At 75.6% G+C, this 16,088-nt stretch carries 4 protein-coding genes; 1 reads left to right on the forward strand and 3 read right to left on the reverse strand.

Going from position 1 to position 16,088, the window contains the following annotated elements:
* Positions 1-5: 5 nt before the first annotated feature.
* The 3 genes from ACIPYS_RS20275 to ACIPYS_RS20285 all read right to left on the reverse strand — a co-directional run bounded on the left by ACIPYS_RS20275 (position 6) and on the right by ACIPYS_RS20285 (position 12,226).
* Entirely contained in the window at positions 6-3,173 is a 3,168-nt protein-coding gene (locus ACIPYS_RS20275) for an amino acid adenylation domain-containing protein (RefSeq protein ID WP_400747718.1), read from the reverse strand.
* Positions 3,170-8,800 carry an amino acid adenylation domain-containing protein gene (locus tag ACIPYS_RS20280; RefSeq protein WP_400747720.1) on the reverse strand — a complete coding sequence of 1,877 codons (5,631 nt, stop codon included), beginning with the start codon at positions 8,798-8,800 and terminating at the stop codon, positions 3,170-3,172. Before ACIPYS_RS20280 ends, ACIPYS_RS20275 begins: the two co-directional genes overlap by 4 nt.
* Before the next feature lie 180 nt (positions 8,801-8,980).
* Positions 8,981-12,226 (reverse strand): amino acid adenylation domain-containing protein, encoded by a 3,246-nt coding sequence (locus tag ACIPYS_RS20285; RefSeq protein ID WP_400747722.1) that lies wholly within the window; start codon positions 12,224-12,226, stop codon positions 8,981-8,983.
* A 565-nt stretch (positions 12,227-12,791) separates the two neighbouring features.
* Between ACIPYS_RS20285 and ACIPYS_RS20290 the strand changes: the two genes are divergently transcribed.
* Positions 12,792-15,914, forward strand: a complete 3,123-nt coding sequence (locus tag ACIPYS_RS20290; protein WP_400747724.1) for a phosphocholine-specific phospholipase C — start codon at positions 12,792-12,794, stop codon at positions 15,912-15,914.
* The last annotated feature ends 174 nt before the right edge of the window (positions 15,915-16,088 follow it).

A 16,088-nucleotide genomic window follows, 5' to 3' on the forward strand; every position in this document is an offset into this window, starting at 1 on the left:
GACGGTCAGCCGTCGAGGCGGTCGGCCGCCTCGTCCTCGCTCAGCGCCTCGATCTCGGCGATCAGCAGTTCCTCGACCCGGGCCGCCAGGGCCGCCGCCGTGGACAGCTCGAAGGCGTCGCGGATCGGGACGTCCAGGCCGACGCCCGCGCGGATCCGGGCGACGACCCGGGTCACCAGCAGGGAGTCGCCGCCGAGCTCGAAGAAGTCGTCCAGCGCTCCCACCCGGGACACCCCCAGGACCTCCTGCCACAGCTGGGCGACCAGCTGCTCGGCATCGGTCCGGGGCGCCAGGTACGGGCGCCCGGCGGCCGCGGCCGGTTCCGGGAGGGCGGCCGTGTCGAGCTTGCCGTTGAGGGTCAGCGGCAGGGTGTCGAGGAGGACGACGGTGTCGGGCACCAGGTAGGCGGGCAGCAGCCCGGTCAGGTGCTCGCGCAGGGCGGCGGCGTCGGGCGTCGCAGACGGGGCCGGGACGGCGTACGCGACCAGGCGGCGACCGCCGCGTACCACGGCGGCCGCGCGGGCCACCTCCGGGAGCGCGGTCAGGGCGGCCTCGATCTCGGCCGGTTCGATCCGGTAGCCGCGCAGCTTGACCTGCTCGTCGCCGCGGCCGAGGTAGTCGAGCCTGCCGTCGCTGCGCCAGCGGGCGCGGTCGCCGGTGCGGTACATCCGCCCGCCGCCGAACGGATCCTGCGGGAAGGCCGGGGCCGTCAGGTCGGGGCGCCCCAGGTAACCCCGGGCGAGGCCGGTGCCGCCGATGTACAGCTCGCCCTCGGAGCCGCGCGGCAGCAGTGCGCCGCGCTCGTCCAGCACGTACAGCCGCACCCCGGGCAGTGGGCGGCCCAGGGACGGCCGGCGGGCGGCGTCCGGGGCACCGAGGTCGGTGGCGGTGACGATCACGGTGGCCTCGGTCGGGCCGTAGGTGTTGACCAGCCGGACGGTGTCGCCGTGCCGCTCCCGCCAGCGGGCGACGGCCTCGGCGCGGACCTCGGAGCCGCCGAGCACCACCAGTCGCAGGGCGGCCGGCCACGGGGTGCGGTCGTCGTGCGAGACCAGCTCCTCCCAGTAGGCGGTGGGCAGGTCGAGCACGGTGACGGACGGGCCGTCCGGGCCGCGCAGCAGCTCGGGCAGGGTGCGACCGCCGCCGGGGAGCAGCACCACGCACGCGCCGGAGGCGAGCGCGGGCCACAGCTCCTCGGCGTGGGTGTCGAAGCCGATCGAGGCGAACTGGACGATCCGGTCCCCGGGCGTCAATCGGTAGCCGTCGGGCCCGGCCATCCAGTCCACCCGGGCGGCGAGGGCGGCGTGGTCGACGGCCACGGCCTTGGGGGTGCCGGTGGAGCCGGAGGTGTAGAGCACGTAGGCGAGGCCGGAGAGGTCCTCGGCCGTACCCGGGCCGGCCGGGGTGGGCACCACGCGCAGCCCGGTACCGTCCTCGTCCGTCAGGAGCGCGACGGCGCCGGACTCGCGCAGCATCAGCCGCCGGCGCTCCTCCGGATGGGCCGGGTCGAGCGGCAGGTAGCCCGCACCGGCCTTCCAGATCGCCAGCAGCGCCGTCACCAGCTCGAAGGACGGGCTCAGCCGGACGGCGACCGGCCGCCCGGCCACGGCACCCAGACGACCGGCCAACTCGTCCGAAAGGCGGTCGAGTTCGGCGTAGGAGAGGGTGCGACCCGCGCATTCCAGGGCGGGTGCCTCCGGGGCCGCCGCGACCCGCGCGGCGAAGCGGTCGAGGACCGGGAGGACGCCGGGGCGCGGATCCGGACCGGTGCCGAGGGCGAGCAGTTCGGCCCGCTCGTCCGGCCCGATCAGCCAGTCCCCGTGCAGCGGCACCGTCACGTCGGCCACGGCGGCCGTGAGCAGGGCGTGGCAGCGGGTGCCGAGCGCGGCCACCGTCTCGCTGTGGAGCACCTCCCGGTCGAAGCAGAAGGAGAGCGTCAGCCCTCCGTCCGGTGTGCGCCAACTGTCCAGCAGCAGATCGGTCTTGGCACGTTCGAAGCCGGAGTCCATGGAAGCGGTGCGGACCCCGGCGGGCAGCGGGGTGCCGCCGTCCTCGCCGGCCAGGTCGTACTGGCTCTGGTGCACGAACACCGCCTGGTAGAGCGGCGCCGCGCCGGCCTCGGCGGGCAGGCCCAGATGGGTGGCGAGCCGCTCCAGCGGCACGTCCTGGTGGCTCAGCGCGCCCAGGGTGGCGGTGCGCACGCGGTGCAGGACGGTACGGAAGTCGGGCTCGCCGGTGAGGTCGGCACGGAGCACCCCGGTGCGGGCGAAGTAGCCGACCAGTTCCTCCTGGGCGGCCTCGGTGCGGCCCGCGAGCGGGGTGCCGACCACGAAGTCGGTGCTGCCGGTCCAGCGGGCCAGCACGCACTGGTAGGCGGCGAGCAGCACCATGAACGGGGTGCAGCGCTCCCGGCGGGCCAGGGCGTCCAGGGCCGAGGTGAGTTCCGGGCCGAGGGCGGTGGTGGCGAAGCCGGCCGGGTGCCGGGCGTCCGCCGGGCGCGGGCGGTCCAGCGGAAGCCGCAGTCGGCCGGTGCCGGCCAGCTTCTCCGCCCAGTAGCGGAACGCGGCCTCGGTGCCGCCCGCCTCCGCGCGCTGCTGCTCGGCGCGGGCGACGTCGCCGTAGCGCAGGGCGAGCGGCGCCAGCCCGGCCGGCGCCTCGCCGAGGGCCTCCCGGTAGAGCGCGAGCAGTTCGCGCCAGAGGATCCGGAACGACCAGCCGTCCGAGACGATGTGGTGGACGACCAGCGCGAGCGCGTGCTCGTGCGGCCCGGCCGAGACCAGGACGGCGCGCAGCGGCGGGCGCCCGCCGAGGTCGAACGGCGCGTTGACGGTGGGGCGGCAGGCCTCGGTGAAGTCCGCCTCGCCGGCGCCCGCGGCCAGCGCGACGAGGTCGAGCGGGACGGGCGCGGCGGGCTCGACGAGTTGCACGGGCGCCTCGCCGTCCAGGGCGAAGCGGGTGCGCAGCGGCTCGTGCCGGGCGGTCAGCCGGTCGAGCGCGGTGCGCAGCGCGGTCACGTCGAGCGGGCCGCTCCAGCGGCGGCACAGGTACATGTTGAAGCCCGCGTCGGCGGGGTGGAGCTGCTGGAGGAACCAGAGCCGGCGCTGCTCCTCGGTGAGCGGGTGGACGGCCTCGACGGGCCGGGCGGGGCCGGCGGTCCGGTCGGTGGTGGTCATCGGGCGGCGGCCTCGGTTCCGGTACGGGATGCGGGTGCGGAGGGGGGGTCGGTCGAGACGGGGGTGGCGGTCCCGGCGCGGGCCGCGAGGGTGGCCAGGCCGACCAGGTCGTCGGGCTCGGCGTCCGGGACGTCGCGGTCGAAGTGCCGCAGGGCGGGGACGGCGAGGCAGACCAGTACCAGCAGGGCCATGGCGAGCCCGAACAGCAGGTACAGCAGTCCGATGCCGCGGCCCTCGCCGGTGCCGATCAGCCGGCCGACGCTGCCGGCCAGCGGGCCGTCCGCGTCCACCCAGGGCTGGACCAGGCGCGGTCCGAGCGGGGCGACCAGGGCGAAACCGACCGGAAGGGTGGACCAGGCGACCATGGTGTTGACGGCGATCACCCGGCCGTGGAAGCGCAGCGGCACCTTGGTCTGCACGATCGTCGCGTAGACGCCGTTGACCAGGGCCAGCCCGTACGCCATGCCGAAGGCGCCGAGCGCGACCGGCAGGGTGCTCGGCCGCAGGCCGGTCACCAGGCAGGCGGCGGCCAGGCCGAGGGTGGCGAGCAGGACCCCGCGCAGCCGCAGCCGGCGCGGCCCGCCCCACACCAGCAGGGTCAGGCCGCCGAGGACGGCGCCGAGCCCGGCCGCGACCGAGACCCAGCCGGCGGCGGCCAGCGGGGCGAAGGACAGCACCAGCGGGGTGGTGAGCAGGAACAGCGGCGACAGGAAGATGTTGAGCACGGCGAAGAAGAGCAGCATCGCCCGGAAGTTGCGGCTGCCGAGCGCCCGCCGGAAGCCGGCCCGGATCTCCGCGCCGACGCTCTCGCGGCGCCGCGCGGCCATCACGTCGGGGAAGCGCACGGCCAGGGTCACACCGGTGGCGACGACGTAGCTGGCCACGTCCATCGCGAGGATGCCGCCGAGCCCGAGCGCCGACAGCAGGCCGACCGCGAACAGCGGGACCAGGAACTGGGCGAGGCCGAAGGCCATCTGGACGACGCCGTTGGCGCGGCCGAGGAAGCGCTTGGGCACGAGCTGCGGCACGGCCGAGTTCCAGGCCAGCCGTTGGAAGGTCAGCGCCGTCGACAGCACCGCGATCAGGACGTAGGCGTGCCACACCGCGAGCGAGTCGGTCAGGTACAGCAGCAGCATCACCGCCTGGGTGAGGCCCGCCGCGACATCGCCGTACAGCATGATCCGGCGCCGGTCGCCGCGGTCCACCAGTGCGCCGGCCAGCGGGGCGCTGAGGATGCCGGGGACGAGCCCGCAGGCGGCCAGCAGGCCGAACTGCGCGAGCGAGCCGGTGGTGAGGTAGATCCAGACCGGCAGGGCGAACTCGGTCAGCGCCGAGCCGATCATCGAGATCTGCTGCCCGGCGGCGACACCGAGGAAGCGGCGCATGGTGGGCCGTACCGCGGGGGTCGCGGCCGTCGGCACGGGCTCGGCGGCGTCCCGGGACAGCCCGGCCAGCCACCAGGTCGCGCCCTCGGTGCGCCGGTGCCGCTCCTCCTCGCCGTCGACCACCGAATGGTGCACGGTGGTGAGGATCTCGGCGAGCTCGGCGGCCCGGTACTTGAGGTAGAAGTGGCCCGCCTCGTCGAGCACCACGACGCCGGTCGTGTCGCTGAGCCGGTGCCACTCCCGGTACCGCTCCTCGTAGAACTCGGTGGCCGGGTCCCGGTCGCCGCAGACCGCGTACACCGGGGCGGCGATCCGGCCGTCCTCGCTCTCGAACAGCCGGGTGAAGTACTGCTCGGCCTCCCGGGTGCCGATCCGCCGGTTGGCGACCATCAGCCGCAGCTGCTCGACGCCGACCTCGTCGGTGTCCAGCCCGGCCGCCGCCAGGGCGTTGATCATGCCCTGGTCGCTGCGCAGCCGGTCCGCGGTGCGGGACCACCACTCGCCGACGGCGGCGCCGCGCCCGCGCGGGCGGGCGAACGGGAAGATCCCGCCGAGGTGGACGGCCTCGACCTCGCGGCCGGCCGCCTCCACCCGCCGGGCGATCTCCACGGCCAGCCGCACGCCGACGCCGCAGTGGCCGTACAGCACGATCCGGCCCTCGACGGTGTCCAGGATCTCCTGGGCGCAGCCGGCCGCGACCTCGTCGATGTCCATGGCCTCCTCGCCCAGTTCGTGCCCGGGGACGGCGAGCGAGTGCAGGGCCCAGTCGGCGGGCAGGGCGTCGGCGAGCGGCTTGTAGATGAGCGCGCTGCCGCCGCCGTACGGGGTGCAGACCAGGCTGGCGGTGGTCCGGCGGCCGGCCGGCGTGAGCAGGTGCAGCAGGCTGCGCGGGCCCCGGTCGGCGTGCGGGTCGCTGACCAGGGCGGCCAGCCGGCGCACCGTGGGGTACTTGAAGAGGTCCATCACCCCGACCGGGGTGGGGAGTTCGGGGAAGGCGCGGCGCAGCTTGGCGACCACCTGGGTGGCCAGCAGCGAGTGCCCGCCGAGCTCGAAGAAGTCGTCCAGGGCGCCGACCCGGGGCACCCCGAGCAGCTCCGCCCAGAGCGCGGCGAGGAACTCCTCGGCCTCGCCCTCCGGTTCGACGAACTCGCCGCTCGTCGCGGGCTCCTCGGGTTCGGGCAGGTTGCGCCGGTCGACCTTGCCATGGGCGAGCAGGGGCAGCCGGTCCAGCACCACGAACCGGGCCGGGACCATGTAGTCGGGCAGCGACTCGCCCAGGGTGTCGCGCAGTTCGGCCGGGGTGGGCACGGGTCCGTCGCCGGGGTGCTCCAGGTAGGCGACCAGCGTCTGCCGCAGTCCCTCGCCGCGGGCCAGCACGACGGCCTGGCCGATCCCGGGCAGGGCGGTGAGGGCCGCCTCGATCTCGCCGGGTTCCACCCGGTAGCCGCGCACCTTGATCTGGTCGTCGGCCCGGCCGAGGTAGTCGAGCGTGCCGTCGGTGCGCCAGCGGGCCAGGTCGCCGGTGCGGTAGAGCCGGTCGCCGGGGGCGCCGAAGGGGTCGTCGACGAAGCGTTCGGCGGTCAGTTCCGGGCGGCCCAGGTAGCCGCGGGCGAGCCGGTCGCCGCCGAGGTACAGCTCACCGGTGACGCCCGGCGGCACCGGCTGCCCGGCCTCGTCCAGGACGTGGCAGCGGGCCCCGGCGAGCGGGGTGCCGATCGGGGTGCTGCCCGGTCCGGCGGCGTCGGCGGTGACCTCGTGCACGGTCACGCCGACGGTGGCCTCGGTGGGGCCGTAGTGGTTGAACACCGCGCACCGGCCGAGGGCGGCCAGTCCGGCGGCCCACGGCCAGGCCGAGGCCTCGCCGCCGAGCACCAGCGACCGGCGCGGCAGCAGCCGTTCCATCGGGGCGTCGGCGCTCAGCGCGGCCAGGTGGGAGGGGGTCATCTTGAGGTGGTCGAGCTCCAACGCCTCGATCCGCTCGGCGAGTTCGGCTCCGGCGATCCGGCGCGGCAGCAGGTGGACCCGGCCGCCGGTGCTCAGCGCGAGGTAGAGCATCGTCATGCTGAAGTCGAAGGCCAGCGACTGCAGCAGCCCGTAGCTCGCCCCGGGCTCGATCCGCAGCCGTTCCCGCACCCCGGCCAGGTAGTTGAGGATCTGCCGGTGCTGGACGGCGACGCCCTTGGGGGTGCCGGTGGAGCCGGAGGTGTAGATGACGTAGGCCAGGTGGTCCGGCCCGGAGAGCTCCGGCAGCGGCTCGGCGTCCCGCGCCGGCGGCTCGGTGTCCAGCAGCAGCACCGCGGTGTCCTGGCCGGGGAGGTGACCGGGGAAGAGCTCGCGCAGGGCGGAATCGGTGAGCAGCGCCCGGGCCCCGGCGTCGGCGACCAGGTGGGCGAGCCGGGCGGGCGGCTGCTCCGGGTCCAGCGGCAGATAGGCGCCGCCGGCCTTCAGCACGCCGAGCAGGGCCACCGCCAGCTCGGGCGACTGCTCCAGGCAGACCGCGACCCGGTCGTCCGGGCCGACGCCGAGCGCGCGCAGCCGGCGGGCGAGGCCGGTGGCGCGCTCGTCCAGCTCGCGGTAGGTGACGGTGCGGCCCTCGGACTCCAGGGCGGGCCGGTCGGGGTGGGCGCGGGCGGTGGCGGCCATCAGGGCGGTCAGGGTGGCCGGGGCGCCGTCCGGGTCGGGCAGCGCGGGCCCGGCGGCCCAGCGCTCCAGGACGTCCCGGCGTTCGGCGGGGGTGGCCAGGGGCAGCCGGGAGATCGGCCGGTCCGGGTCGGCGACGGCCGCCGTGAGGAGGAGTTCGAAGCGCTCGACCAGCCGGCGGACGGTCCCGGCGTCGAACAGGTCGGTGCGGTAGGTGAGCAGCCCGTAGAGGCCGCCGTCGGACTTCTCCCGCAGGTAGAACGCCAGGTCGGTGCGGGTGGTGGCGGCCTCGTGCCCGAAGCCCTCGGCGGTGGGCGCGCCGGGCGCCTGCGGGCCCGCTCCGGCGCCGCGCTCGCCGTAGTTCTGGTAGGCGAAGCTGACCTGGAACACGGCGGACCGGCTGACATCGCGCTCGATGTCCAGATCGGCCACCATCTGCTCGAACGGCACCTCCTGGTGGGTGTACGCGTCGAGGGTGGTGCCGCGGACCCGGCCGAGCAGCTCGGCGAAGGTCGGATCGCCGTCCAGTCGGGCCCGGATCGGCAGCATGTTGACGAACAGGCCGACCACGCCCTCGAGTTCGCGGTGCAGCCGGCCGGCCACCGCGGAACCTATCGCGAAGTCCCGCCGCCCGGCGTGCCGGCCGAGCAGGGTCTGCAGCGCCGCCATCAGCACCATGTACCCGGAGGCGCCCGAGGAGCGGGCCAAGTCACTGACACCCCGGCCGAGTTCGCTGCTCCAGTGGAACTCGGTGGCGGCCCCCTCGAAGGTCAGTACCGGCGGCCTGGGCCGGTCGGTCGGCAGCTCCAGGGCCGGGACGTCGCGCAGTTCCTCGCGCCAGTACGCCCGCGAGCCGGCCAGGGCCTCGCCGGCCAGCCGCTCCCGCTGCCAGGCGGCGTAGTCGCCGAACTGCACCGGCAGTCCGGGCAGCCGGTCCTCGGTGCCGTGCGCGTGGCGGGCGTACAGCGCGTCGAGTTCGCGGTGCAGGATGTCGAGCGACCAGCCGTCGCTGACGATGTGGTGCATGACCAGCGCGAGCACGTGCTCGTCCGGCGCGGTGCGCACCAGCAGGGCGCGCAGCAGCGGGCCCTCGGCCAGGTCGAACGGTCGCGCCACCCGCTCGCCGAGCTCACGGGCGGCCCGCCCGGCCGGGTCCGGGTCGCCGCTCGCGTCGACGAACTCGGCGCTGAGCGGGGCGGGTTCGGCGATCCGGACCTCGGCGGTGCCCTCAAGAGCAGCGGGGAAGCTCATCCGCAGCGCCTCGTGCCGGGCGAGCAGCCCGGTGAGGGCGGCGTCGAGCGCGGTGCGGTCCAGCGGGCCGCGCAGCCGGCGGGCCGGGGCCAGCGTCCAGGCGGTGGAGCCGGGCGCGAACTGGTCCATGAACCAGAGGCGTTCCTGCCCGCTGGAGAGCGGGACCGCGCTGCCCGGGGGCCGGACGGGGACGGTGGTGGCGGGGGCCGCCCCGGGAGGAGTGCCGCCGCCGGAGGCGGGCGCGGTGGTGTCCGCCGCCGTGGTGGTGCCGGCGGCCGCACGCAGGCGCTGGGCGAGCAGGGCGCGTTTGGTCGCGGACAGCCCGGTCGCGGGGTCCTGGAGGTCGGTCATGGGTCGTTCCATTCGGCGCACGTCGGGCGGCGGCTGCGGTGCCGTCGGGCGGGATCGCCACGGGGCGGGCCGCCGCGGGGGAGGGGGCGCGGGGCAGGGGGCGCGGGGCAGGGAGGGCGCGGGGAGCGGGTGCGGGGAGGAATGCGGGGCGGCGCGGACCGGGCCGCCCCGCCCCGGGGGTCACCGCAGTTCGCGGACGGCGGCGGCGATGCCGAGCGGGGTCGGCGTGGCGAAGAACACGTCGAAGTCGAGTTCGACCCCCAGCAGGTCACGGATCCTGGCGGTGATCTGAATGATCGTCAGGGAGTGCCCGCCGAGGTCGAAGAGGTCGTCCTCGGGGCCGAGGCCGGGCAGTCGCAGCACCTCGGACCAGATCCCGAGCACGGCGGCGAGCACCTCGTCCTGCGCTTCCGCCTCCGCCTCCGGACCGGCGGCGGGGCCGGCCGGGGCCTCGACCGGCACCGGCGGCACGGGCAGCGCGCGGCGGTCCAGCTTGCCGTTGGGCGTGAGCGGCAGCCGGTCGAGCACCAGGAAGCGCTGCGGGACGGCCGCGCCGGGCAGCGACCGCTTCAGGAAGGCCCGGAGTTCGGCCTGCTCGGGAGCGGTCTGCCCGGCGGCCGGGACGAGGTAGCCCGCGACGAACGGCTCGTCGTCACCGCCGTTCGCCTCGTCCTCGGTGCCGGGCGCACCGGCCTCCTCCCGGTGCACGGCGGCGGCGGCCTCCGCGACCGCCGGATGGGTCAGCAGTGCCGCCTCGACCTCGCCCAGCTCGATCCGGTGGCCGCGGATCTTGACCTGGTCGTCGATCCGGCCGAGGAACTCCAGTTCGCCGTCCGGGCTCCAGGCCACCAGGTCGCCGGTGCGGTAGAGCCGGTCGCCGGGGGCGCCGAAGGGGTCGTCGACGAAGCGCTCGGCGGTGAGCTCCGGCCGGTCCAGGTAGCCCTCGGCGAGCCCGTCGCCGCCCAGGTGGAGTTCGCCGGGCACGCCGATCGGCAGCGGCCGGCGGCGCCGGTCGAGCACCAGGGCGCGGGTGTTGGCGATCGGCCGCCCGATCCGGACCGCCTCCGGGGCGTCCGGCAACTCGGCGCAGGTGGACCAGACGGTGGTCTCGGTGGGCCCGTAGACGTTGAACAGACGGTCGGTGCCGGCCCGCAGCTGCCGGGCCAGCGGCAGCGGCAGGGCCTCCCCGCCGACCAGGCCGGTCAGACCGGAGGGCAGCGGCCCGGCGCCGAGCAGGACCCGCCAGCCCGAGGGGGTCGCCTGGACGTGGGTGACACCCTCGCGTCGGACCAGCGCGCGCAGCCCGGGGCCGTCCACGGCCAGACCGTCCGGGGCGAGCACCAGCCGGCCGCCGGTGGTCAGCGGCAGCAGCAGTTCCAGGGCGGAGATGTCGAAGGAGAGCGAGGTGAGGCCGAGCCAGACGTCCCGGGGGCCGGAGCCGAGCTGCGCGGCGAAGGCCGTGAGCAGGTTGACCAGCGCCCGGTGGCCGATCTCGACGCCCTTGGGACGGCCGGTGGAGCCGGAGGTGTACAGCACGTACGCCAGCCGGCCGGGGTCGGCCCCGGTCCGGGACGCGGTGTCGGTGTCCGCCGGGGCCGAGGTGGCGCCCGGCCGGAGCACCGCCGGTGCGGCGGCCGCCACCTCGGGTGCCGGTTCGCGGTCGGCCAGCAGCAGCGCGGCGCCGGAGTCGGCGAGCACGAAGGCGAGCCGCTCGGCCGGGTAGCCGGGGTCGAGCGGGAGGTAGCCGGCGCCGACCGCGTGCACGGCGAGCAGCGCGGCCGGCAGGTCGGCGGTGCGGGCGAGGTGCAGGCCGACCAGGTCGTCCCGGCCGATCCCGGCCGCGGTGAGCGCCCCGGCCAGCCGGTCGGCGCGGCGCAGCAGCTCCCGGTAGGTCAGCCGTTCCTCCCCGGCCACCACGGCGAGCGCGTCGGGCGTGGCGGAGGCGTGCTCCCGGACCAGGTCGAGCACCGTCCGCCCGGCGGGGTAGGGGTGGGCGGTGTCGTTCCAGGCGGTGGTGACGAGGTGCCGCTCGGCCCCGTCGAGCAGGGGCAGGTCGCCGAGCGGGGTGGTCGGGTCGGCCACGGCGGCGGCGAGCAGGGTGGCGAGGTGCCCGGCGATCCGCCGCGCGGCGGCGGAGGCGAGCACGGCCGGGTCGTACTGGAGCGAGAGGTCGATCCCGTCGGCGCCGTCGACGGCCTGGAGGTGCAGGGTGTTGCGGGCCGCGTGCGGGAAGACGGTCCAGTCGACCAGCGCGGTGCTGCCCGGGAAGACGGGGTCCGCGGTGGTGCGGCGGCGGTAGCCGAAGGAGACCGGCGCCAGCCCGGCCCGGGGGGTGAGGCCGGGGACGGCGCTGCCGAACGGGACGGCGCGGTGCGCGGAGACCAGCCGGGCCTCGGCGCGCACGGCGGCGGCGTAGTGCGCGAACGGCGTGTCCCCGTCCTGGCCGGCCGGGGCGTACACGGGCAGCTCGTTGACGTACAGGCCGATCGCGCCGCGCTGTCGAGGGGCGCGGGTGGAGAAGGGGACGGCGACCGGGACGGCCTCGCCGCCGTAGCGGTGCAGCAGGCCGTGCAGGGCGGCGAGCAGGAACTCGAAGCGGGTGACCCCGGCGCTCCGTGCGGCCTCCGCGAGGGCCGCCGAGGCCGTGCCGTCGAGCCGCCAGGCGACGGACTCGCCGGGGCCGGCGTCGGTGACGGCGCGGGGGCGGCCCGGGAGCACCGGGGCGGTGGCGGCCGCCCAGCGGGGGCCGTGGAAGGCGGCGGCCCGGGCCAGGAGGCCGGCGTCCGGCAGCGGTACGGCACCCCCGTCGGTGTCCGTGTCCGCGCCTCCGTCCCCGTTCGTGTTCGCGCCGTCCGCCTCGGACCGTGCCTCGTCCGCCGCCGAGGACGCGAGCGCGGCGGCGTACCCGGCGGCGAGGTCCGCGACCAGGACGTCCTTGGAGTTCCCGTCGAACACCACGTGGTGCGCCACCACCAGCAGCTCGGCGCCGCCGTCCGCCCGCCGGTCCAGGGTGAACCGGGCGAGCGGCCCCCGGGCCAGGTCGAACGGCAGGGCGAGTTCCTCGGCGAGCCGCTTGGCGCGGGCGTCGGCACACTCGTCGAGCGGCTCGCCGGTCGGGTCCAGGACGGTGAGCGCGGGCGCCCGTCCGGCCGGAACGGGGTGGAGCACGCCGTTCCGTTCCACCAGGGCGGAGGAGAGCGCGGGGTGCCGGGCGACGGTCGCGTCCACGGCGCGGGCCAGTGCGTCGGTGTCGATCCGGTCGAAGCCGATCCGCAGCGCGAGGTGGAACACCTCGGGTACGTGGGTGAGCCTTCCGGTCAGCCAGATTCCGTGCTGGGCGGGGGAGGCGGGCCGTGCGGCGTCCGTCGCTCTCGCGAGGTCCCCGGCGGCGGAGGAGAGGCCGGACCGGTTGGGGGAGTCGGACATGCTGTGCTCGATTCGGGAGTCGGAGACGGAGCAGCGGGGCACCCGTCCGAGCGGCGGCCGTGGCGGCGCGCGGGCGCGGCACGGCGCGGTCGGACGGCGCGGCTGCCGAAGGGTGGCCGGCCCGCCCCGCGGACCGGTCGGCAGGCGCCGAGGCACGGCCGGACCCGACTCCCAGGTGTCCCCCCTGATGCGTCAGGCGAAGCGATCCCCTACCCCCGTACGAAGATCATTGGCCTGGACCTGCCGCGAGGTTTCCACACACCACATGCCTCGTCAAGGGTTGTCCACGACCTGGCCGGAGGCTGCCGACGGTTCGTCAACCACCTTCCGTCGTGGGGCGTCTGGCGTGACCGGCGGGACTGCTGGGACGGCGGCCGGCGGCGGTCGCGGCGGGCGGGCGGCCGCGGACCGCCATCGGCGGCAAGTTGTCTGTACAGCTATGGGTTCACTGTCCGTCATCGACGCGCCATCGAACTCCCCGTTCCCGTCCATCTGGGGCACGTAGACATAACGGGTCTGGACCACAGCGCCAGGCACCCCCGCTTTGTACAAGGAGTCACCCCCGATGAGTCCGCAGCCCGAACTGTCGCGCCGCACCCTGCTCGGCGGCGCGGCCGCCGCCGCCGTGCTGTCCGCCCTCCCCCTCAGCGTGCGCGAGGCGCTCGCCGCCCCGGCCCGCCCCGGCCGCCTGGCGGACATCCAGCACGTTGTGGTGTTCATGCAGGAGAATCGCGCCTTCGACCACTACTTCGGTACCCAGGCCGGTGTCCGCGGCTTCGGCGACCGGACGGCGGTGCGGGGCGTCAACGGCCGCTCGGTCTTCCACCAGCCCGACCCGAGCCGCAAGGAGGGTCACCTCCTGCCGTTCCCGATGAACGCGGCGCACACCAACGCGTACCAGCAGGGCGCCCCCGCGTTCGGCTTCGTCGACTCTATGAAGGCCTGGAACGACGGCCTCGCCGACGGCTCGGTCACCCGCCGCTCCAGCGGCTGGCTCGGCCAGGGCTACTACGAGAGCGCCGACATGCCGTTCTACCACGCGCTCGCCTCGGTGTTCACCACCTGCGACGCCTACTACGCGTCGGTGCAGTGCAACACCAACACCAACCGCGAGCACCTGATGACGGGCACCAGCGGCGGCACCGTCCGGGACACCCCGGTCACCGACAACACCGAGATCCCCGGTGGCTACGAGTGGACCACCTACGCCGAGCGCCTGGAGAAGGCGGGCGTCAGCTGGCGGACCTACCAGGCGCTGGACAACTTCGACGACAACGCGCTCGCCTGGTTCGCCCCGTTCGTCAAGGCCAAGCCCGGCGAGCCGCTGTACGAGCGCGGCATGCGCGCGGTCGGCGACCCGGCCAAGAAGGGCGACCCGTTCGCGATGGGTGACGCGCTGGTCGAGGCCTTCGCCGCCGACGTCCAGGCCGACACCCTCCCGCAGGTGTCCTGGATCGTCGCCCCCGCCGCGCTCTCCGAGCACGCGAACTACGCGCCGCCGAACGGCGAGCACCTCACGGCCCGGCTGCTGGCCGCCCTCGCGGCCAAGCCCGAGGTGTGGGAGAAGACCGTCTTCATCCTCAACTACGACGAGCACGGCGGCTTCTTCGACCACCAGCTGCCGCCCGTCCCGCCGCTGGCCGCCGGACGCGGCAAGTCCACCGTCCCCGTGGACGGCGAGGTCGTCGTCCGGGTGAGCAAGGGCGGCTCCACCTACCACCGCGTGGTGAGCCAGGACGGCAAGTACCGGGTCCGGGCCGCCGACGGTTCCCTCGGCTGGTCCGACACCCTGCCCGCCGGCGAGAGCGTCGTCTCCGGCCCCTACCCGATGGGCCTCGGCGTGCGGGTGCCGATGATCGTCGTCTCCCCCTGGACCCGCGGCGGCGTCGTCGACTCCAGCGTCTACGACCACACCTCGGTGCTGCGCTTCCTGGAGCAGCGCTTCGGCGTCCAGGAACCCAACATCAGCCCCTGGCGGCGCGCGGTCTGCGGCGACCTCACCAACGTCTTCGACTTCTCCGGCCGCGACCCGCGCTGGCCCGAGCTGCCCGACACCAGTGGCAACCGGCAGAAGGTCGTCGACACCGGCAAGCTGCCCGCGCCCACCGTGCCCAACCCGCAGTCCTTCCCGCGGCAGGAGCGCGGCACCCGGGCCGCCCGCCCGGCGCCCTACGACCTCACCGTCAAGCCGCGCCTCAAGGGCGACCAGCTGACGATCGACTTCATCAACCAGGGCAAGCAGGGCGCGGTCTTCGCGGTCTACCCGGCCCCCGGCGCCCTGCCCCGCCACTACACGGTGGGCGCCAAGTCCCGGACCTCCGACGTCTGGACGGTCGGCCAGGACGGCTACGACCTGCGGGTGCACGGCCCCAACGGCGCGCTCTGGCACCTGCGCGGCACCGTCGACGCCGCGTACGAGATCTCGCTCTCCGAGGAGCGCAACGGCAAGGTGCTGGAGGTGGACGTGATCAACCGCTCGCGCACCGCCCAGACCTTCCTGGTCGGCGACCTCGCCTACGGCGACGGGCTGCGCGAGGTCCGGGTCGCCGCCGGCGACGACAAGACGGTCAACCTCAATGTCGGCCCCGAGGGCTGGTACGACGTCGCGGTGGGCGTGCGCGGCGAACTCGGCTTCCGCCGCCGGATCGCCGGCCGCTTCCCCTGGGACGGCGAGCACCTGCTCACCGACCCGGCGATGGGCCAGGCCGACCCGCTGACCGTGGACGTCGCGCTCAAGGCGGCCTCCACCACCATCGACGAGGCGATCCTGCTGCCCGGCCGCCCGGCCCGGGTCACCGCCCGCTTCAGCACCACCGACGCGCTGACCGTGATCGAGGCCCAGCCGGTCGTGCCGGCCGGCTGGACGGTCGCCGCCGTGACCGCGCCGCCCGCCACGTTGGCCGCCGGGGCGAGCGCCGTCGCCGAGTGGGACGTCACCCCGCCGGCCCAGCTGCCGGACGGCGCCACCCACCGTCTGCTGGTCACCGCCCGCGCGCTGGCCGGCAACCGCTTCGCCGTCGCCGACGGCGAACTCGCCGCCCGCACGGCGCCGGTGATGGCCGGCCACCTGCTCGGCGAGGACTTCGAGTCGCTGGCCGGGGCGCTCCAGCCGGTCGCCGGGGTGGTCGGCTGGACGCCGCAGGCCCCGCAGGGCTGGTCCGTGGTCAACGCGCCGGCCATGCCGCAGGGCACCGTCCGGCTCCAGGGCTGGACCTTCCACACCAAGCGCGAGTGGTCCAGCCCGGCCGGCCAGGACCGGGGCAACTTCACCCGGGGCCTGGGCATCCTGGCGGTCGCCGACCCGGACGACTGGGACGACACCGGCGCGCCGTCCAAGAAGGGCGTGTTCGACTCGACCCTGGTCTCGCCCGTCGTGCCCGTCCCGGCCGGGGCCACCACCCTGTACCTCGGCTTCGACTCGCACTACCGCCAGGAGGCCCCGCAGAAGGCCTCGGTCACCGCGGTCTTCGACAACGGCACCGAGACCCGGCTGGTGTACTACAGCTCGGACGCCACCGGCAACGACAACCGCGGCGCCGACGTCCAGAACGCCTTCGTCACCAAGCAGTTCGCCGTTCCGGCGGGTGCGCGGAGCGTGACGCTGAAGTTCCGGATGTTCGACGCCGGGAACAACTGGTTCTGGGCCGTCGACCACATCCGGCTGGACGTGAAGCCGATCACCGGCTGACGTCCGCGCGGCCCCGCCGCTGCCTTGCCGGCGGCCCGCCCGGCGCGTCGCAGCCCGGCCCGTCGCAGCTCGGCGCAACCTGGCCCGTCGTAGCCCGTCCCGGCCCCGAACCACGGGGTCGGGACGGGCCGTTCGCGCTGCAGGGAAGTGCGCCGACGGACTGTCAACAGGCGC

The organism is Kitasatospora sp. NPDC089913, assembly GCF_044748625.1.
GTDB lineage: Bacteria > Actinomycetota > Actinomycetes > Streptomycetales > Streptomycetaceae > Kitasatospora.

Coding starts and splice junctions, on each gene's coding strand:
- ACIPYS_RS20290 (WP_400747724.1), top strand. CDS start 12,792: ATGAGTCCGCAGCCCGAACTGTCGCGCCGCACCCTGCTCGGCGGCGCG.
- ACIPYS_RS20280 (WP_400747720.1), bottom strand. CDS start 8,800: ATGACCGACCTCCAGGACCCCGCGACCGGGCTGTCCGCGACCAAACGC.
- ACIPYS_RS20275 (WP_400747718.1), bottom strand. CDS start 3,173: ATGACCACCACCGACCGGACCGCCGGCCCCGCCCGGCCCGTCGAGGCC.
- ACIPYS_RS20285 (WP_400747722.1), bottom strand. CDS start 12,226: ATGTCCGACTCCCCCAACCGGTCCGGCCTCTCCTCCGCCGCCGGGGAC.